At 62.5% G+C, this 19820-nt stretch carries 15 protein-coding genes and 2 pseudogenes; 10 read left to right on the forward strand and 7 right to left on the reverse strand.

Features of this window, described 5'->3' with window-relative positions; genetic code table 11:
- The first annotated feature begins 17 nt into the window (after positions 1-17).
- From PSH84_RS15645 to PSH84_RS15675, 7 genes and pseudogenes are all read left to right on the forward strand, one after another.
- Complete coding sequence (locus PSH84_RS15645; RefSeq protein ID WP_122568207.1) at positions 18-680, forward strand: amino acid ABC transporter permease; 663 nt, start codon at positions 18-20, stop codon at positions 678-680.
- Positions 681-689: 9 nt separating this feature from the next.
- Positions 690-1352, forward strand: a complete 663-nt coding sequence (locus PSH84_RS15650) for an amino acid ABC transporter permease (protein WP_305481351.1) — start codon at positions 690-692, stop codon at positions 1350-1352.
- Positions 1349-2186: pseudogene (locus PSH84_RS15655) on the forward strand (amino acid ABC transporter ATP-binding protein). Before PSH84_RS15650 ends, PSH84_RS15655 begins: the two are co-directional and overlap by 4 nt.
- A 24-nt stretch (positions 2187-2210) precedes the next feature.
- Positions 2211-2600: a RidA family protein gene (locus PSH84_RS15660; RefSeq protein WP_305470506.1), complete on the forward strand. Its 390-nt coding sequence runs from the start codon at positions 2211-2213 to the stop codon at positions 2598-2600.
- Positions 2601-2745: 145 nt separating this feature from the next.
- Entirely contained in the window at positions 2746-3510 is a 765-nt protein-coding gene (locus tag PSH84_RS15665) for an IclR family transcriptional regulator (protein WP_122568413.1), read from the forward strand.
- Positions 3511-3550: 40 nt separating this feature from the next.
- Positions 3551-4768: an amino acid deaminase gene (locus PSH84_RS15670; RefSeq protein ID WP_305470507.1), complete on the forward strand. Its 1218-nt coding sequence runs from the start codon at positions 3551-3553 to the stop codon at positions 4766-4768.
- A gap of 153 nt (positions 4769-4921) precedes the next feature.
- A complete protein-coding gene (locus tag PSH84_RS15675) occupies positions 4922-5836 on the forward strand; it encodes a sugar kinase (RefSeq protein WP_305470508.1) in 915 nt (304 codons plus the stop codon).
- A 134-nt stretch (positions 5837-5970) separates the two neighbouring features.
- Here PSH84_RS15675 and PSH84_RS15680 read toward each other — a convergent pair whose 3' ends face one another.
- Positions 5971-6246, reverse strand: a complete 276-nt coding sequence (locus PSH84_RS15680) for a peptidylprolyl isomerase (protein WP_305470509.1) — start codon at positions 6244-6246, stop codon at positions 5971-5973.
- A 48-nt stretch (positions 6247-6294) separates the two neighbouring features.
- On the reverse strand, positions 6295-8832 hold the full coding sequence (locus PSH84_RS15685) for a hybrid sensor histidine kinase/response regulator (protein WP_305470510.1): 2538 nt from the start codon (positions 8830-8832) through the stop codon (positions 6295-6297).
- A 132-nt stretch (positions 8833-8964) separates the two neighbouring features.
- Between PSH84_RS15685 and PSH84_RS15690 the strand changes: the two are divergent.
- Positions 8965-10084 (forward strand): annotated as a pseudogene (locus PSH84_RS15690) (PilT/PilU family type 4a pilus ATPase).
- Positions 10085-10257: 173 nt separating this feature from the next.
- Here the strand turns inward: PSH84_RS15690 and PSH84_RS15695 are convergent.
- The 4 genes from PSH84_RS15695 to PSH84_RS15710 all read right to left on the reverse strand — a co-directional run bounded on the left by PSH84_RS15695 (position 10258) and on the right by PSH84_RS15710 (position 16262).
- Entirely contained in the window at positions 10258-12213 is a 1956-nt protein-coding gene (locus PSH84_RS15695) for an acetoacetate--CoA ligase (RefSeq protein WP_305470511.1), read from the reverse strand.
- A 153-nt stretch (positions 12214-12366) separates the two neighbouring features.
- A complete protein-coding gene (locus PSH84_RS15700; protein WP_305470512.1) occupies positions 12367-13143 on the reverse strand; it encodes a 3-hydroxybutyrate dehydrogenase in 777 nt (258 codons plus the stop codon).
- 8 nt (positions 13144-13151) lie between these two features.
- The gene (locus PSH84_RS15705) at positions 13152-14543 is read right to left on the reverse strand and encodes a GntP family permease (RefSeq protein ID WP_305470513.1); all 1392 of its coding nucleotides are present in this window, start codon (positions 14541-14543) and stop codon (positions 13152-13154) included.
- Between the two features lie 303 nt (positions 14544-14846).
- Positions 14847-16262 carry a sigma-54 interaction domain-containing protein gene (locus tag PSH84_RS15710; protein WP_305470514.1) on the reverse strand — a complete coding sequence of 472 codons (1416 nt, stop codon included), beginning with the start codon at positions 16260-16262 and terminating at the stop codon, positions 14847-14849.
- Between the two features lie 226 nt (positions 16263-16488).
- Here PSH84_RS15710 and PSH84_RS15715 point away from each other — a divergent pair, with 226 nt between their 5' ends.
- Together PSH84_RS15715 and PSH84_RS15720 are read left to right on the forward strand one after the other, a co-directional pair.
- A complete protein-coding gene (locus PSH84_RS15715) occupies positions 16489-16704 on the forward strand; it encodes a TIGR02450 family Trp-rich protein (RefSeq protein ID WP_305470515.1) in 216 nt (71 codons plus the stop codon).
- A gap of 168 nt (positions 16705-16872) precedes the next feature.
- Positions 16873-18207, forward strand: coding sequence for a methyl-accepting chemotaxis protein (locus PSH84_RS15720; RefSeq protein WP_305481352.1), 1335 nt, complete (start codon positions 16873-16875; stop codon positions 18205-18207).
- A gap of 12 nt (positions 18208-18219) precedes the next feature.
- On the opposite strand, the gene PSH84_RS15725 is transcribed toward PSH84_RS15720, so the two are convergent.
- Positions 18220-19794, reverse strand: coding sequence for an ABC transporter ATP-binding protein (locus tag PSH84_RS15725; RefSeq protein WP_305471176.1), 1575 nt, complete (start codon positions 19792-19794; stop codon positions 18220-18222).
- Positions 19795-19820 lie beyond the last annotated feature (26 nt).

The following is a 19820-nucleotide window of genomic DNA, read 5'->3' on the forward strand; positions in this document are numbered from 1 at the left end:
CGAAGGTACTGCCGACCATGAATTATCAGTTGAACTTTGCCGCCGTCTGGCGCGATTTCGACACCCTGCTGGCGGGGCTGGGGCTGGGGCTTTCCCTGGCGCTGGTGTCGATCGCCATCGGTTGCGTGATCGGCCTGGCGATGGCGTTCGCGCTGCTCAGCAAACATCGGGTCCTGCGGGTACTGGCGTCGGTGTATGTCACGGTGATCCGCAATACGCCGATTCTGGTGCTGATCCTGTTGATCTACTTCGCCTTGCCGGGCCTGGGCATCCGCCTGGACAAGTTGCCGTCGTTCGTCATCACCCTCTCGCTGTATGCCGGGGCCTACCTGACCGAGGTGTTTCGCGGTGGGTTGTTGAGCATTCACAAGGGGCAGCGGGAAGCGGGGCTGGCCATCGGCCTGGGCGAGTGGCAGGTGAAGGCCTACGTCACCGTGCCGGTGATGCTGCGCAACGTGTTGCCGGCCTTGTCGAACAACTTCATCTCGCTGTTCAAGGACACCTCCCTGGCGGCGGCGATTGCCGTGCCGGAGCTGACCTATTACGCCCGCAAGATCAACGTGGAGAGCTACCGGGTGATCGAAACCTGGCTGGTGACCACGGCCCTGTATGTCGCGGCCTGTTACCTCATTGCCATGGTGCTGCGGTATTTCGAGCAGCGCCTGGCGATCCGCCGTTAGGAGTCTGCCATGTACGAATCACCCAGTTGGTTGCATGAGTTATGGGTCGCCCGGGATACCCTGTGGGCTGGCTTCCTGACCAGTGTGCAGTGTTCGTTGTTGGCGATCGTGTTGGGCACGCTGATTGGCTTGGTCGCCGGCCTGGTGCTGACCTATGGTCGGACCTGGATGCGCGCGCCGTTTCGCTTCTACGTCGACCTGATCCGCGGCACGCCGGTGTTTGTGCTGGTGCTGGCCTGCTTCTACATGGCCCCGGCCCTGGGCTGGCAGATCGGTGCGTTCCAGGCCGGCGTGCTGGGCCTGACGCTGTTCTGCGGCTCCCACGTGGCCGAGATCGTGCGCGGGGCCTTGCAGGCATTGCCCTGTGGACAGATGGAGGCGAGCCAGGCCATAGGCCTGACGTTCTACCAGTCGCTGGGCTATGTGCTGTTGCCCCAGGCGTTGCGGCAGATCCTGCCGACCTGGGTCAATTCCTCCACCGAGATCGTCAAGGCCTCGACCCTGTTGTCGGTGATAGGCGTCGCGGAACTGCTGCTCAGCACCCAGCAGATCATTGCGCGGACCTTCATGACCCTGGAGTTTTACCTGTTCGCCGGTTTTCTCTTTTTCATCATCAATTACGCCATCGAGTTGCTCGGGCGGCACATTGAAAAGCGGGTGGCGTTGCCATGACTGACGTTTCGAATCTCCCCAATACGAACCTCTCCAACACAGAGCTCTCCAACACAGAGCCCTCCAACACCCAGCCGCTGCTGGACATTCGCGGCCTGCGCAAACAATACGGCCCATTGGAAGTGCTCAAGGGCGTGGACCTGAGCATGCAGCGCGGCAACGTGGTCACGCTGATCGGCTCCAGCGGTTCGGGCAAGACCACGCTGCTGCGTTGCGTCAACATGCTCGAAGAATTCCAGGGTGGGCGGATCGTCCTCGATGGTGAGTCCATCGGCTACGACGACATCGACGGCAAGCGTGTGCGCCACCCCGAGAAGGTCATCGCCCGGCACCGGGCCATGACCGGCATGGCCTTCCAGCAATTCAACCTGTTCCCGCATTTGACCGCATTGCAGAACGTCACCCTGGGGCCTGCTCAAAGTGAAAAAACTGCCCAAGGACGAGGCGGTGGCCCTGGCCGAGAAATGGCTGGAGCGGGTGGGCCTGTTGGAGCGGCGCGATCACTTTCCCGGCCAGTTGTCCGGCGGCCAGCAGCAGCGCGTGGCGATTGCCCGGGCGATTGCCATGAACCCCAGCCTGATGCTGTTCGACGAAGTCACCTCGGCCCTGGACCCGGAATTGGTCGGCGAGGTGCTGAACGTGATCAAGGGCCTGGCCGAAGACGGCATGACCATGCTGCTGGTGACCCACGAAATGCGCTTCGCCTTCGAGGTCTCCGACAAGATCGTGTTCATGAACCAGGGCCGTATCGAAGAGCAAGGGCCACCCAAAGAACTGTTCGAGCGGCCGCAATCACCGCGTCTGGCGGAATTTCTCAAGAACACCCGTTTTTAACCTTCAATCAACAAGGAGATACCCATGAGCATTACGCGCTACGGCACCGGCAGCACCGCAGGCGGCGGCCAGCCACGGCCATTTGCCCGCGCCGTGGAGGCCGATGGCTGGCTGCACGTGTCCGGCCAGGTACCGGCGGTGAACGGCGAGATCATTGTCGGCGGAATCGTCGAGCAGACCCACCAGACCATGAAGAACCTGGTGGCCATTCTCGAAGAGGCCGGGTACGGCCTGGAAGATGTGGTGCGCTGCGGCGTGTGGTTGGAAGACCCACGGGATTTCTGGAGTTTCAACAAGGTGTTCGGCGAATACTTCAGCCCGGAACATGCCCCGGCCAGGGCCTGCGTGCAGGCCCGCATGATGGTCGATTGCAAGGTCGAGATCGATTGCATCGCCTACAAGAAAAAGGCCTGAACCACGGGGGCCTCATCGCGGGCAAGCCTTGCTCCCACAAGGGAACGCATTCTTCTGTGGGAGCATGGCTTGCCCGCGATAGCGATCTATCAGGCGGCGCAGCAGTCTGGTTAAACTCCCGGCCAATTGAATGGGAACCGAAAACATGACCGAAGACACCATCAAACGCCGGGCCCGGGGATTGGATCGGGCGTTCGATATCCTCGATTTCCTCAAGGAAATCGGCCAGCCGCTGCGCCCGAACGACATTGCCAGCGGCATCGGCAGCCCCAAGTCCACGGTCTATGAACTGGTGGCGTCGCTGCTGGAGCGACGCATCCTCGAACCGGTGGGCAAGGACGGTCATGTCTATCTGGGCCGCCAGTTGTATTTTCTCGGGCAGGCGCACCTGCGGCATTTCGACCTGAGCCGCGAGGCTGACCAGGCCTTGCAGGAGATCGTGAGTCAGACCCGGGAAACGGCGCAGATGTGCCTGCTCAACGGGCGCAAATACACCGTCGCGCTGATGAAGGAAGGTGAGCGGCATTTCCGCATTTCATCGGACATCGGTGAAAACGCGCCGATCCCGTGGACGGCGTCCGGGCGCCTGCTGCTGGCGCATCTGAGTGACCAACAGATTGTCGACCTGATCGACCCCGACGACTTCATTTTGCCGGATGGCGAGCGCCTGCCCGTGGAGCAATTTCTCAAGGAAATCCGCCAGGCCGGCATCGATGGCTTTTTCTCCTTCGACAGCGTCGCCGACACCTTCACCCACTGCTTCGCCGCACCGGTCAAAGACCCCGGCGGCGTGGCCATCGCCACCCTGTGCATCGTCGCCCCACGGGCCGACGCCAAGAACAATTACGCCGACTACCGCCGGGTGCTGATCGAAAGCGCCAACAACCTGGCTCGTCGTATCAATGAATAGACAGCTGCGGCACTAGTGGCCGTGCGCGAGGAGTTCGAACATGTCATCTGCCATCCTTAATGCCTGCGTCGAAAAAGGCGCCGCCACCGTCGGCGCCCACTTGCTACGGGACGTCAGCCTGCCGGCGCTGGTGCTGCACCGCGCGGCCCTGGAGCACAACATCCGCTGGATGCAAGATTTCGTCACCCGCAGCGGTGCCGAACTGGCGCCCCACGGCAAGACCAGCATGACCCCCGCGCTGTTTCGCCGACAGCTGGAGGCTGGTGCCTGGGGCCTGACCCTCGCCACCGCCGTGCAAACCCGTGCCGCCTACGCCCATGGCGTGCGCCGGGTGTTGATGGCCAACCAATTGGTGGGCACGTCGAACATGGCGCTGATCGCCGATCTGCTGCCCGACCCAACGTTCGAATTCCATTGCATGGTCGATCATCCGGACAACGTCGCCGACCTGGGTGCCTACTTCGCTTCTCGCGGCGTGCGGCTCAATGTGATGATCGAGTACGGCGTCGTCGGTGGTCGGTGTGGCTGCCGGACCGAGGCCGAGGTGTTGGCCCTGGCCGAGGCGATTCGCAGTCAACCGGCGCTGGCGTTGACCGGTATCGAAGGCTACGAAGGGGTGATCCACGGCGACCACGCCATCAGCGGCATCCGCGCATTCGCGGCATCGTTGGTCCGGCTGGCGGTGCAGTTGCAGGACACCGATGCCTTTGCCATCGACAAGCCGATCATCACCGCCTCGGGGTCGGCCTGGTACGACCTGATCGCCGAATCCTTCGAAGCCCAGAATGCCCACGGGCGTTTCCTCAGCGTGCTGCGTCCCGGCAGTTACGTGGCCCATGACCATGGCATCTACAAAGAGGCCCAGTGCTGCGTACTGGAACGCCGCAGCGACCTGCACGAAGGCCTGCGCCCGGCCCTGGAAGTCTGGGCCCACGTGCAATCGCTGCCGGAGCCGGGCTTCGCGGTGATCGCCCTGGGCAAGCGCGACGTGGCCTACGACGCCGGACTGCCGGTGCCGCTCAAGCGCTACACGCCCGGGTCGGACGCGGTGGCGGGTGACGACGTCAGCGGTTGCAAGGTGACGGCGGTGATGGACCAGCATGCGTTCATGAGTGTGGCAGCGGGGGTTGAGCTGCGTGTGGGCGACATTATTTCGTTTGGGACTTCTCATCCGTGCCTGACGTTCGACAAGTGGCGGGTGGGGTGTCTGGTGGATGAGCAGTTGCGGGTGGTGGAGAGCATGGAGACTTGTTTCTAGCCTTCAGACCGAGTTGCGGCTATCGCGAGCAAGCTCGCTCCCACAAGGGATGTTTGGCAGGCACGGATTGTGTGTTCACAACGGCCCAAATGTGGGAGCGAGCTTGCTCGCGATGGCGGCCTGCCAGACACCATCGAACCACCAGGATCATCCATGAACCACCCCAAACCCCGCATCGCCCTGATCGGCGAATGCATGATCGAACTGCAACAACGCGCCGACGGCAGCCTGCTGCAAAGCTTCGGCGGCGACACCCTGAACACCGCGGTGTACCTGTCCCGCGCCTTGGGCGACAGCGGCGCGGTGGATTACGTCACCGCCCTGGGCGACGACAGTTTCAGCGATGCCATGTGTGAGCGCTGGGCCGAAGAAAACATCGGGCTGCAACGGGTCCAGCGTTTGCCTGGACGCCTGCCGGGTCTGTATTGCATCCAGACCGATGCGGCGGGCGAGCGGCGATTCCTCTACTGGCGCAACGAGGCGGCGGTGCGCGATTGTTTTACCACCCCGGCCGCCGCGCCCATCCTGGCCGCATTGCCTGATTACGATGTGCTGTATTTCAGCGGCGTTACCCTGGCGGTGCTCGGTGAGCAGGGGCGTGGCAAACTCATCGAAACCCTGATCGAAGCGCGGCGGCGCGGGGCTCAGGTGGTGTTCGACAATAACTACCGGCCAAGGCTCTGGGCCTCGGTCGAAGCGGCGCGGGCGGCGTATCGCAGCGTACTGCCTTTCGTGGAGCTGGCGCTGTTGACCGTGGAGGACGAGCAGGCCTTGTTCGGTCATGCCGACAGCGAGGCGGTGTTCGCCGCCTATGCACAACTCGGCACGCCCGAGGTGGTGCTCAAGCGCGGCGCCGAGGCCTGCCTGATTCGTTGCGACGGCAAGTCCTATGAGGTGCCTGCCCTGCGGGTCGAGCGTGTTGTCGACACCACGGCGGCGGGAGATTCCTTCAGCGCCGCTTACCTGGCGAGCCGCTTGCTGGGCGGTGGCCCGGTGGAGGCGGCCGAGGCGGGGCATCGATTGGCGAGCCGGGTGATCCAGGTGCCGGGGGCGTTGATGCCTAGATAGAGGAGATACAGAACCTGTGGGAGCGAGCTTGCTCGCGATAGCAGTGGGTCAGTCGACATGGATACTGGCTGATCCGGCGCTATCGCGAGCAAGCTCGCTCCCACAGAGGAATTCACAGGGAGATTGGGCGATCGTTAGTCGCGGTAGAACACCTGCACCAAGTGATAGCCGAACTTGCTCTTGATCGGCCCATGCACCACCCGCAAGGGCTTCTTGAAGATCACCGCGTCGATCGCACCGACCATCTGCCCCGGCCGCACTTCGCCCAGGTCGCCGCCGCGTTTGCCTGAGGGGCAGGTGGAGTATTTCTTGGCCAGCACATCGAAGGCTTCGCCCTTGGTGATGCGTTGCTTGAGCTGTTCGGCTTCTTCGGCGGTTTTCACCAGGATATGGCGGGCTTGGGCTTTCATTGCAGCGATGACCTGAACGGTGCGACGGGGCGGCGATTATGCCTCAAGTCAGCTGCCATGGTTGATCATCGTCCGAATCTTGTTGGCCAGCAGATCAAGGGTGAAGGGTTTGGCGACCATGTCCATGCCCTGGTCGAGGAACCCCTGGCGTTCGGCGGCTTTCTGCGCGTAACCGGTCATGAACAGCACTTTCAGCCCCGGCCGGTGCTGACGGGCGATTTCCGCCAGTTGCCGGCCATTCATGCCCGGTAGCCCGACGTCGGTCACCAATAGGTCGATGCGCTGGTCCGATTCCAGCATGGGCAGGGCCGTCACGGCGTCCTGGGCCTCAAGGGCGGTGTAGCCCAAGGTCTTCAACAGGTCGAGCACCAGCATGCGCACGGCGGGTTCATCTTCCACCAGCAATACGGTTTCCCCGGCGATGGCCGGCGGTACGTCGAGCGTCTCCGGCGTGACGGGTTGTTGAGCCGGCGAAACGTGCAGGCGCGGCAGGTATAACTGCACCCGCGTGCCCTGGCCCGGCACGCTGTCCAGGTTGAGGTGCCCACCCGACTGTTGGGCAAACCCGTAGATCATCGACAACCCCAGACCGGTGCCCTGGCCGATGGGCTTGGTGGTGAAGAACGGGTCGAAGGCCTTGGCCAGCACGGCGGGGGTCATGCCGCTGCCGTTGTCGCTGACGGCGATCATCACGTAGTCGCCGGCCTTGACCGGTTCCAGGGTGTTGATGTCCGTGCCGTCTAGGTAGACGTTGGCGGTTTCGACGACCAACTCGCCGCCGTCGGGCATCGCATCCCGGGCGTTGATCACCAGGTTGAGCAGGGCGTTTTCCAACTGGCTGGCATCGGTGCTGACTGGCCACAGCTCGTGGGTCAGTTGCAGGCGCAGCACGATGTGATCGCCGGTGGTCCGGCTCAGCAGGTCTTCGAGCGAGCACACCAGCTCGTTGGCGTCCAGCGGCTTGCGGTCCAGGGACTGACGGCGGGAAAACGCCAGCAGTCGATGGGTCAGGGACGCGGCGCGGTTGGCCGAGGCCACTGCCGCCTCGGTGAAGCGACCGATCTCGGCGGTGCGCCCGGCGGCGATGTAGCGTTGCATCAGGTCGAGGCTGCCGAGGATGCCGGTGAGCATGTTGTTGAAGTCATGGGCAATGCCGCCGGTGAGTTGGCCCACGGCCTCCATTTTCTGCGCATGGCGCAGGGCTTCTTCGGCGCGCTCGCGTTCGAACATCTCGCTTTGCAGGCGCTGGTTGGCTTCGGCCAATTGCTGGGTCCGGGCGATGACCCGTTCCTCCAGTGTTTCGTTGAGGTTGCGCAGGGCTTCCTCGGTTTTCCGGCTCTCGGTCTCGTCGATCACGAAGATGTAGAAACCGTTCACCGCACCGTCCGCGCCGTGGCGGGGCAGGTAGTTGATCAGTGAATGGCGCGGGCGACCGTCGCGATGGTCCATCTGCACGGTGAAGCTGCACGGCTTGCCGGCCAGGGCGTCGGCGATCTGTTGGGCGCGGGCGGCATAGGCCTCTTCGCCGAGCACTTCGCGGACGGTCTTGCCATAGAGCTCCTGCGGGGTCAGGCCATACCAGTTCAGGTAGGCGCTGTTGTTCAGCCGGAAACGCTCTTCGCGGTCCACGTAGCTGATGAGGATCGGCATGGCATTGATGATCAACTGCAGCTCGGTCTGGCTCTGGCGCAGGGCTTGCTCGGTGCGCTTGCGTTCGGTCAGGTCCAGGGCCGCGCCAAGAAAGCGCTTGGGCCGGCCGTGGCGGTCCTTGTAGCAACGGCCGCGCACGTACACCCAGCGCAACTCATTGTCGGGTTGCAGCAGCCGGTACTCCTCGGCGTATTCGGTGCCGTGGGTGATGCAGTGCTTGATGCTGCGGGCAACCATCGCCCGATCCTCGGGATGCACACCTTCGAGGTAGGCGCTGATGGGCAACTGGCGCGACAGGTTCGGATCGACGCCATGCAATAAAGCGAAATGCGCGTCGGCAATGAAGCGGTCTTCGCTGATGTCCCAATCCCAGGTACCCAGCGCGTCGGCGGCGGCCAAGGCCAGTTGCAGGCGCTCTTCACTTTCGTGCTGGGCCTTGAGGCTGGCCTCGGAGCGCCGTTCGAACTCCATGGCCAGGCGGCGTCGTTCGCTGGTCTCGATGGCGGTGACCAGGATGCCGGCGACGCTGCCGCTTTCGTCACGCACCGGGCTGTAGGTCAGGTCCAGCCAGACATCGCAGAGGCGACCGGCGAAAGGCACGCGCCAGTGCTGATCGCGGCAGGTGTGCGTCTGGCCTTGCAACACGCGGTGGTAAATCCCTTCGCTCGTTTCTTTGAGTTCGGGCCATGCTGCATGGGTCGGCTGGCCGAACGCCTGGGGGTGCTTGTCCCCGGCCAGTCGGCCGAAGGCGTCGTTGTAGAGATGGGACAGTTGCGGTCCCCACAGCAAGGCCATCGGCATGGGCGAATGGAGCACGATGTCCACGGCGGTGTGCAAGCTCTGGGGCCAGTTTCGGGCAGCGCCCAACGGGGTCTTGGCCCAGTCCACCAGGCTGACCAGGCGCTGTGTATCGCTGCCGGCGGATGTCACGTTCATCACGCGATCCCTGGCTGTCGTGTCTGTACCACGGGGTCTACTATCCTTTGAGGAAAGTAAGTGCGGGTGGGTCTGAAGGGTTTCATGTTCGGCTCAACTTGTTTCATTGATGTCTCGCGGAAGTTTCAGTCCATGGAAATCGATCCGTTATTGCGAATCCTGGCGAGCCAAAATGGTTCCGACCTTTACATGTCCACGGGGGCGCCGCCGTGCGCGCGTTTCGAGGGCGTGCTCAAGCCCTTGGGTAACGAAGCCTTCAAGGTCGGCGACATTGCCCGGCTCGCCGAGTCTTTGATGGACGCCGAACAGCGGCTTGAGTTCGATCGGGAATTGGAAATGAACCTGGCGATCTCCCCTGGCCGGCGTCGGGCGGTTCCGGGTCAATGTCTTCAAGCAGCGCAATGACGTGTCCATGGTGATCCGCAACGTCAAGCTGGACATCCCGCGCTTCGAAGACCTGAAACTGCCCCGGGTGCTGTTGGACAGCATCATGGAGAAACAGGGGTTGATGCTGTTCGTCGGTGCGACCGGCTCAGGCAAGTCGACCTCCCTGGCGGCGCTGATCGATTACCGCAATCGCAACAGCAGCGGCCACATCATCACCATCGAGGATCCGGTGGAGTATATCCATCGGCACAAGAAATCCATCATCAACCAACGGGAGGTCGGTGTCGACACCCGCAGTTTTCATGCGGCCCTGAAAAACACCCTGCGCCAGGCGCCGGATGTGGTGCTGATCGGCGAGATCCGCGATCGGGAAACCATGGAGCATGCCCTGGCGTTCGCCGATACCGGGCACCTGGTGATTTCCACCTTGCATGCCCATAACGCCAACCAGGCCCTGGACCGGGTGATCAATTTCTTCCCGGAAGAGCGCCGGCCGCAGCTGCTCAACGACCTGGGCAACAACCTCAAGGCGTTCGTTTCCCAACGCCTGGTGCGCACCCGTGCCGGCCAGCGGCGGGCGGCGGTGGAGGTGATGCTGGGCTCACCGACGGTGGCCGACCTGATCCGGCGCAACGAACTTGGCGAGCTCAAGGGCATCATGGAGAAGTCAGAGGAACTGGGAATGCAAACCTTTGACCAGGCCCTGTTCAACCTGGTGGTCGAAGGCGCCATCGATGAGGAGGAAGCCCTGAAAAACGCCGACTCGGCGAACAACCTGCGGTTGCGTTTGAAGTTGCATAGCGAGTCGGGGACTGCGGCGCCACCGGCCGATCCGGCGGCGGGGGAGTGGGGGCTTATGGATTGAAAATTTCTGTGAGAACAACACTTGTGGGAGCAACACCTGGGGGGCAAAACTGTGGGAGCAAAGCTTGCTCGCGATGCTGGCGACGCGGTTTTTCAGACCTACCGCGTTACCGTTCATCGCGAGCAAGCTTTGCTCCCACAGGTTTTTGCTCCGCACAGGTGAGGCCCTGACGGTCAGCTCGCAAGCTCCGGCCGATCCCGAAACTGCTCCAGCGCCCCGGGGTTGGCGAGGGCATCGGTGTTCTTCACCACCTCGCCATGCACCACATTGCGCACCGCCAACTCCACCACCTTGCCGCTGATGGTTCGCGGAATATCACTGACCGCGAGGATTTTCGCCGGCACATGCCGTGGTGTGGTGTTGGCGCGGATGACCTGGCGGATCCGTTGTTCCAAGGCATCATCCAGCGTCACGCCATCGCGCAGGCGCACGAACAGCACCACCCGGACATCACCCTGCCATTGCTGGCCGATGGCGACGCTGTCCAGCACCTGCTCGACCTTTTCCACCTGCCGATAGATTTCCGCCGTGCCGATGCGCACGCCACCCGGGTTGAGCACGGCGTCGGAGCGTCCATGGATCAACAGGCCGCCGTGGGGCAGTTCTTCGGCGTAGTCACCTTGGGCCCAGACGCCGGGGAACTGGGCGAAGTAGGACGCGCGCAGTTTTTCCTGTCGAGGGTCATTCCATAAACCAATGGGCATTGCCGGGAAATGCCGGGTGCACACCAACTCACCTTTTTCAGCGATGACCGGGTTGCCGGCCTCGCTCCAGACCTGCACGGCCATGCCCAGGCTCTTGCCTTGCATTTCGCCCCGGCGCACCGGTGACAGTGGGTTGCCGTTGACGAAGCACGAGACAATGTCGGTGCCGCCGGACATCGAGGCCAGGCAGACGTCGGGCTTGAAGTCCCGGTACACGTAGTCGTAGCTATGGGGCGCCAGTGCCGAACCGGTGGACAGGAGGGTTTTCAGGCTGCCCAAACGATGCGTCTGTCGGGGCTTGAGGCCTTCGCTTTCCAGAGCCGCGAGGAATTTTGGGCTGGTGCCGAAAACGCTGATGCGCTGCTCATCGATCAGGTCCAGCAAGCGCTCGGGACCGGGGTGGAACGGCGAGCCATCGTAGAGCACCACCGCGCTGCCCACGGCGAGGGCCGACACCAGCCAGTTCCACATCATCCAGCCGCAGGTCGTGTAGTAGAACAGCCGATCTTCGGGGCCGAGGTCGACGTGCAGGCCATGTTCCTTGACGTGTTGCAGCAGCACGCCACCGGTGCCATGGACGATGCATTTAGGCACCCCGGTGGTGCCGCTGGAGTAGAGGATGTACAGCGGGTGGTCGAACGGAACGCTGACGAATTCCGGCTCGCCACCGGGTTGATAGAAGTCGTTCCACAACGCAACCGCGGCCGGGGTCTTGAAGTCTTCGACGCGGGCGTCAGGTTGGGCATAAGGCAACACGATCAGTTGTTGCAGCGACGGCAGCCGTTCGAGGATTTCATTGACCTTGGCGCGCTGGTCGATGAGCTTGCCGGCATAGCGATAACCGGCGCAGGTGATCAGCACCTTGGGCTCGATCTGGCCGAACCGGTCGATGACGCCCTGGGTGCCGAAGTCCGGTGACGAGCACGACCAGATGGCGCCCAGGCTGGTGCTGGCGAGCATGCCCACCAGTGTCTGCCAGGTGTTGGGCATGCACGCCGCGACCCGGTCGCCCCGGGTGACGCCGGCGGCTTGCAGGCTTTTTTGCAGGCCGGCAACATGGACGGCGAGTTCGCTCCAGGTCAGTTGCTCCTGGCCGCCGTTTTCGGCCAGCGCCACCACCGCGACGGCGTCATCGCGGCGACGCAGCAGGTGTTCGGCGAAGTTCAGCGTGGCGCCAGGGAACCACCGAGCGCTGGGCATTTGCGCGCCCTCCACCACTACCGCGTCGGGCGCTTGGTGAAAGTGAATCTCGAAGAAATCGACAATGGCCTGCCAGAAGGCCTCGCGCTGGTCGATGCTCCAGGCGTGCAGGGTAGGGTAGTCGTTCAGTTGCAGGTGATGCCGCGCGTTGACGAACCGACGAAAGGCGTTCATGCGCGACTGGGCGATGCGTTCGGGGCTGGGTTGCCAGAGGATGTCGGACATGGGGGCCTCTTGTTTTTTTATGCACACACAAACTATAGAGCGGCTCAATCTGGTGTGGGAGCAAAGCTTGCTCGCGAAACAGGAGCCTCGATTCTGAAAATCGCATCGACTTCATCGCGGGCAAGCCTTGCTCCCACAGGGCTTCGCAGGAGCTTACTGAGCCAACCATCCACCATCAATATTCCACGCCGCACCCCGCACCTGGCTCCCAGCTTCGCTGCACAGAAACAGCACCAGTTCTCCTAACTGCGGCGGGGTGACGAATTCCAGGGACGGCTGCTTCTCGGCTAGCAGGTCATGCTGTGCCTGTTGCGGGTCGACGCCGGAGGCAATGCGGTCGTCGATCTGTTTTTGCACCAGCGGCGTCAGCACCCAGCCCGGGCAGATGGCGTTGCAGGTCACGTTGCTGGTGGCGGTCTCCAGGCCGACCACCTTGGTCAGGCCGATCACCCCATGCTTGGCCGCGACGTACGCCGCCTTGCCTACTGAACCGACCTGACCGTGCACCGAGGCGACGTTGATAATCCGCCCCCAGCCCTTGGCGCGCATGCCTGGCAGGCTCAGGCGGGTGGCGTGGAACACCGAGGACAGGTTGATGGCAATGATCGAATCCCAGCGCTCCACCGGGAAATCCTCCACCGCGGCCACGTGCTGGATCCCGGCGTTGTTCACCAGGATGTCCACGCCACCGAACTCGCGCTCGGCGTAGGCGAGCATGTCGGCGATCTGCGCCGGGTCGCTGACATCGGCCGGATGATGACCGACCTTGCCGCCGAACTGTTTCACCTCGGCGATCACCGTCGAGGCATCGCCGAAGCCGTTGAGGATCAGGTTGGCGCCGGCCTTGGCCAGGCTCAGGGCGATGCCCAGGCCGATGCCGCTGGTAGAGCCGGTGACCAGGGCGGTCTTGCCCGAAAGAGGGGTTGTCATGGGGAGCCTCACACAATGCCAGTGGCGTAGAACACAGCGATCACGAAGAACACCGCGAGGGTCTTGATCAGCGTAATGCAGAAAATGTCTTTGTAGGCCTCACGGTGGGTCAGCCCGGTCACCGCCAGCAGGGTAATCACCGCGCCGTTGTGGGGCAGGGTGTCCATGCCGCCGCTGGCCATGGCGGCCACCCGGTGCAGCACTTCCAGGGGAATATTGGCGGCGTGGGCGGCGCTGATGAAGCTTTCAGACATTGCCGCCAAGGCGATGCTCATGCCACCCGAGGCAGAGCCGGTGATGCCCGCCAGCAGTGTGACCGTCACCGCTTCATTGACCAATGGGTTGGGAATGTTCTTGAGCCAGTCGGCCAGCACCAGGAAGCCCGGCAAGGATGCGATGACCGCGCCGAAGCCGTATTCCGACGCGGTGTTCATCGCCGCCAGCAACGCACCGCCCACGGCACTCTTGCTGCCTTCGGCCAGTTTGCTGCGAATGGCCCGGAAGCCGAACAGCAGGACCATGATGATGCCCACCAGCAACGCCGCCTGCACCGCCCAGATCGCGGTGAGCTTGGCGATGTCGCTGGTCACTGGTGTCGCCATGCCTGGCAGCGCCAGGCTGTGGGTCTTGCCATACCATTGGGGAATCCACTGGGTGAACAGCAGGTTCATGACCCCTACCGCCAGCAGCGGCGAAACGGCGATCCAGGGGTTCGGCAGCTTGATGTCTTCGGCGGTTTCCGGCTCGTTGCGCAACTCGGTGCCGTAGCCTTCGCCCACACGCTGGGCCTTGTTGCGCTGGCGTTGCAAAAACAGCATGCCGAGGCTGAACACGAAGATCGTACCGATCACCCCCAGCCACGGTGCGGCCCAGGCGGTGGTGTTGAAGAACGTGCTGGGGATGATGTTCTGGATCTGCGGCGTGCCGGGCAGGGCGTCCATGGTGAAGGAGAACGCGCCGAGGGCGATGGTGGCCGGGATCAGGCGCTTGGGAATATTGCTCTGGCGGAACATCTCGGCGGCGAACGGGTACACCGCGAACACCACGACAAACAGCGACACACCGCCATAGGTCAGCACGGCGCAGACCAGCACGATCACCAGCATGGCCTGGCGTGTGCCCAGCAAGCGAATCGCTGCGGCGACGATGGAGCGGGAGAACCCCGACAGCTCGATCAGCTTGCCGAACACCGCGCCGAGCAGGAACACCGGGAAATACAGTTTGATGAAACCGACCATTTTCTCCATGAACACCCCGGTGAAGGCAGGGGCGACGGCGGACGGGTCGGTGAGCAGGACGGCACCGAGGGCGGCGATGGGAGCAAAGAGGATAACGCTGTAGCCACGGTAGGCGGCAACCATCAGCAGCGCGAGGGCTGCCAAGGCAATGATCACACTCATGGTGTGTCTCCTGGGATTGTTATTGTTGTGGTGAAACTGTGGGGAGGGCTTTAGCGAGTTTTGTGCCAGGTGTATAACTATCTGAAATATAAGGAAATTATTTTGATTTGTAGGGCGGGTGCGAGGGTTTTGTCTCTATCTGGAGATTTTTAGGGGCTGGGCTGGCCTCATCGCGAGCAAGCTCGCTCCCACAGTTGACCGCGTAGCTCAAGAGAACCCCGTCCCCTGTGGGAGCGAGCTTGCTCGCGATGAGCGTAAAGCGCTCCAAAAACCAATAGTCTATATTTTGAGAATTGAATCTCTTTATTGAGACTCCGCAATCCCCAACGCCACCATCTTCTTGTACAACGTCGACCTCCCCAGCCCCAACCGCCCGGCCGCTTCGACCACCTTGCCCCCGCATTGCGCGAGGGTGGTTTCGATCAAGTGCCGGTCGAAGCGCGCCCGGGCCTGGCTGAAGGTTTCATGGGGCAGGGGTTCGAAGCTCGCGTCCGCCGGGCGTGTCACCGGGATGAAGGTCCCGATGGCTGCGCGAATGTCCGCCGCCGTGAGCATCAGGTCATCGCTGAGCAGCGCGGCCCGTTCCAGCACGTTGCGCAGTTCGCGGATGTTGCCTGGCCAGGCGTGTTGCCGCAGCAGGTCGAGGGCGGCGGGGTTCAGTTCGTGCTGGCTGCGCAGCTCTTCCAGGATCGCTTCGCTCAGGGCCGGCAAATCATCCAGGCGTTCGCGCAGCGGCGGGACCTGGATCGGCAGTACGTTGAGGCGGTAATACAGGTCGGCGCGGAACTCTCCGCGCTTGATCGCCGCTTCCAGGTCCATGGAGGTGGCGGCGATGATTCGCACGTCGCTTTGCAGCACCTCGTTGGAGCCCACCGGTTCGTACTCTTTTTCTTGGAGCACTCGCAGCAGTTTGCTTTGCAGCGGCAGCGGCATGTCGCCGATCTCGTCGAGGAACAGCGTGCCACCCTGGGCGATCTGCAGCTTGCCGGCGCGGCCCTTGCGGTCGGCCCCGGTAAAGGCCCCAGGCGCGGTACCAAAGAATTCGGCTTCCAGCAGTGATTCAGGAATCGCCGCGCTGTTGATGCTGACGAACGCCTTGTGCGCCCGCGGCGAAGCGCTGTGGATGGCCTGGGCCAGCAGTTCCTTGCCGGTGCCGGTTTCGCCGAGCAGCAGCACCGGCGAATCGGCGCTGGCGCTGCGCCGGGCACGGCGCTTGACCTCAAGACCGGCGTTGCTGGTGCCAATGAAATGGGCAAAGTTGTACTTGGTTTGCCGCGCCCGCAGCAGCGAACGGGTGGAGGCCAGTTCTTCCTGCATGCTCAGATAGCGCTTGAGCATCGGCGACAGGCTGCGCAATTCATCGAACAAGGCAAAGCCGATGGCACCGATCACCGCGCCCGCGCTGTCGTGGATCGGCAGGCGCATCACCACCAGCGGCTCCTTGGGGGTGTCCTGCATGTCCAGCAGGATCGGCCGCCCGGTGCGCACCACTTCGCGCAACAGGCTGCCGGGAATCACGCTCTCGCACGCCCGACCAATCGCTTCCTGCGCCGAGTTCAGGCCGAAGCGCCGGGCGTAGCGTTCGTTCATCCAGACGATATTCGCGTCACGGTCGACAATCACCGTGCCTTCGCTGGACTGCTCGATGATCTCGAACAACGAACGGATCGCCAGCGTGCGCACGCGCTTGTAATCCTTGAGGCTTTCGGTGGGGTTCATCGGGCATTTCCAGAAGGTGGGATTTGCCGGCATCCTCCGATCAAAGGGGTTGCCAAAGAGCGGCATTATGCCGGGAGCGGCTGGCCGAGCACTACTCCGCCCGCATTCTTTGCCGTGGCGTGGCGCGCCTCGCTGGCAACACGAGGTCTCGGCAAGTCTGCGCAGTAGTGGGCAGCTGGAGAAAGTTGTACAGTTATTCTTATTTTGTACATTTTTGAGAGCGCTCATGAATAAATTCAACCCTCGCAAGCTGCAGCTCTCCAAATGGACGGCCTGTGCGCCGACTGATCGGGAAAAGCATTTTCTCGTCACCAAGCTGCTCTGTGATGAGGAGGGAACACCCATTCAGGTTGAGCTTGAAGCTGTGTACAGCGCTCGTGTAGCGGTGTTCGACTGGCGCGAGTTGCGCGACAGCAAGCATTGGAAAATGGGCTGGTGCTGAATGGCTTGGGCTGTGCCATAGAGATCCGTATGACTGACGATAGTTATACATAATAATAAAATTGTACAAGTTTTCCTGCGGTAGTGGCTTAATGCGGCTATCTAGCGAGGGCATCTCTGCCTTCGTGTGGCTACAGCCACGCATTCACCGCCTCCGGGAGCCCCACCCATGTTCATTCGTACTCGCAAGCATCAGGACGCCTTGCACGAAATCCAGGCCAGGCAGGCTATTCTCGAAGCCGAACGGACGGCCTTGCAGCAATGCATGGCAATCATCGAGTTCACCCCGACGGGTGAGGTGCTCGACGTCAGCCCGGTTTTTTTGAAAATGATGGGGTATTCACTCAGCGAAACCCTCGGTCAGCATCATTCGATGTTTTGTGAGCCTGCCTATTCGCGCAGCGCCGAGTGCTCGGCGTTATGGCGGCAGTTGGGGCAGGGCTCTTCTGCCGACAGCCAGTTTCTGCATTTGCGGCGTGATGGAAGCTGGCTGTGGGTGCATGCAAGTTACGTCCCTGTGCTGGATCAACATGCAAAGGTGCAGCGCATCATCCTGATCGTTCGCGATATCAATGAGCAGGTGTTGCGCGCCCAGGCCGAAACCAGCTTCATGCAAGCGATCGACCGCTCCATGGCGGTTATCGAATTTGATCTGAGCGGTCAGGTCGTGAATGCCAACGAGAATTTCATGAACGTCATGGGGTACCGCCTGCAAGAGATTCGGGGGCAGCATCACCGGATTTTCTGCAAACCAAGCGAGGCCCAGAGCGAGGCTTATCGTGGCTTCTGGGCCGGGCTCAATCGCGGTGAATACAGGACCGGCCTTTTCGAACGCGTCGACAATCGAGGCGCGACTGTCTGGCTGCAGGCTACCTACAACCCTCTCTACGATGCACGGGGGCGCTTGTATGGCGTGGTCAAGTTCGCCACTGACAGCACTCGCGAAGTCGAGCAGCGCCAAAGTGAATCAAAAGCGGCCGGACTTGCTTTCGAGACGTCCCGGCAGACCGATGAGCAAACCCGGATCGGCACGTGTGTGGTTCAGCAAACCGTTACGGTGGTGCAATGCATCGCCGATGAGCTTCAACAGGTGTCAGCCGGGATAGGTGCCCTGAGCGCGCAGTCCGAGGAAATCGGTAGCATCGTCGATGCCATCCGGGGCATCGCCGAACAGACCAATCTGCTTGCCCTCAATGCAGCCATCGAAGCGGCTCGTGCCGGGGAGCAGGGACGCGGCTTCGCGGTGGTGGCCGATGAGGTGCGCAATCTGGCGCGACGTACAAGCCAGTCAACTGTGGCCATTACTCAGGTCGTCGCCAAGAACCGTGAATTGGCCAGGCAAGCGGTGAGCAGCATGCAATCGAGCACGCTCAAGGCGGAGCAGGGGGTGAAACTGGCTAACCAGGCCGGCACTGTCATTCTGGATATTCATCGAGGCGCGCAGCAGGTTGTGGAGGTGATGGGAGAATTCGCTCAAGCGCTGGATCAACGACGTGGCGCCTGAGCGAACCCGGGATTACTGCGGCTGCGCCGCCGCCAACAACTCCTTGGTATAGGGATGCTGGGGCGCGTCGAACACGTCATGGCTGGCGCCCTGCTCGACCACTTTGCCGTCCTTGATCACGATCATGTCGTGGGCCAGGGCGCGGACCACCGCCAGGTCATGGCTGATGAACAGGTAGGTCAGGCCGTGCTTTTCCTGGAGCTGGCGCAGCAGCGCGACCACTTGTTTCTGCACGGTGCGGTCCAGGGCCGAGGTCGGTTCGTCCAGCAGGATCAGGGCCGGCTTGAGCACCAGGGCCCGGGCGATGGCGATGCGTTGGCGCTGGCCACCGGAAAATTCATGGGGGTAGCGGTGGCGGCTCTGCGGGTCGAGGCCGACTTCCTCAAGGGCCTGGATCACCCGTGCTTCACACTCCTTGGGGCTGGACGGGCTGTGGACTTCGAGGCCTTCGCTGATGATCTGCTGCACCGACATGCGCGGGCTGAGGCTGCCGAACGGATCCTGGAACACCACCTGCATTTTCTTGCGCCACGGCCGCAGTGCCTTGTGGGATAACTGCTCAAGGGCTTGGCCCTGGAAGTGGATGCTGCCTTCGGACTCGATCAGTCGCAGGATCGCCTGGCCAAGCGTGGACTTGCCGGAACCGGATTCGCCGACGATGCCCAAGGTCTTGCCGCGCTGGATGCTCAGGCTGATACCGTCCACGGCGCGCAAATATTCCTTGCGCCGGAACAGCCCGCCACCCAGGGCAAAGCTCACGCGCAGGTCCCGCACCTGCAACACGTCTTCGCGTTCGTCCCGGGGCAGGGCTTCGCCTTCCGGCTCGGCGTGCAGCAACTCGCAGCTATAGGGGTGTTTCGGTGCGCTGAACAGGGTTTCGCACGTCGCCTGCTCGACGATTTCCCCGGCCTTCATCACGCACACCCGTTGGGCGATGCTGCGCACCAGGTTGAGGTCGTGACTGATCAGCAGCAAGGACATGCCGAGGCGTTGCTGCAAGGACTTGAGCAACAGCAGGATCTTGCGTTGCACGGTCACGTCCAGCGCCGTGGTCGGTTCGTCGGCAATCAACAGTTCCGGCTCGCACGCTAGGGCCATGGCGATCATCACCCGTTGCCGCTGGCCGCCGGACAGTTGATGGGGGTAAGCCTTGAGTCGCTCGGTGGGTTTCTGGATGCCCACCAGGGCCAGCAGCTCGAGAATGCGCTGACGCGCCGCCTTGCCGCCCAGGCCCCGGTGCAGCATCAGGGTTTCACCGATCTGTTTCTCGACGCTGTGCAGCGGGTTCAGCGAGGTCATCGGCTCCTGGAAGATCATGGCAATGCGGTTGCCGCGCAACTCCCGCAGGGTCTTGGCCTCGGCTCCCAGCAGTTCCTGGCCGCGATAGCGAATGCTGCCGGTGGTGCGGGTGCCGGTCTCGGGTAGCAATTGCAGGATCGAATGGGCCGTCACCGACTTGCCGGAGCCCGACTCGCCCACCAGGGCCAGGCATTCGCCGGGGCGGATATCCAAGCACAGGTTGCGCACCACCGTCTGGTCGTTGAAGGCCACGCTCAGGTCGCGGATTTCGATCAGGTTTTTGCTCATCTCAAGGTTCCGCTTCATGGCTGTTT

It is taken from the genome of Pseudomonas beijingensis (genome assembly GCF_030687295.1).
Lineage (GTDB): Bacteria > Pseudomonadota > Gammaproteobacteria > Pseudomonadales > Pseudomonadaceae > Aquipseudomonas > Aquipseudomonas beijingensis.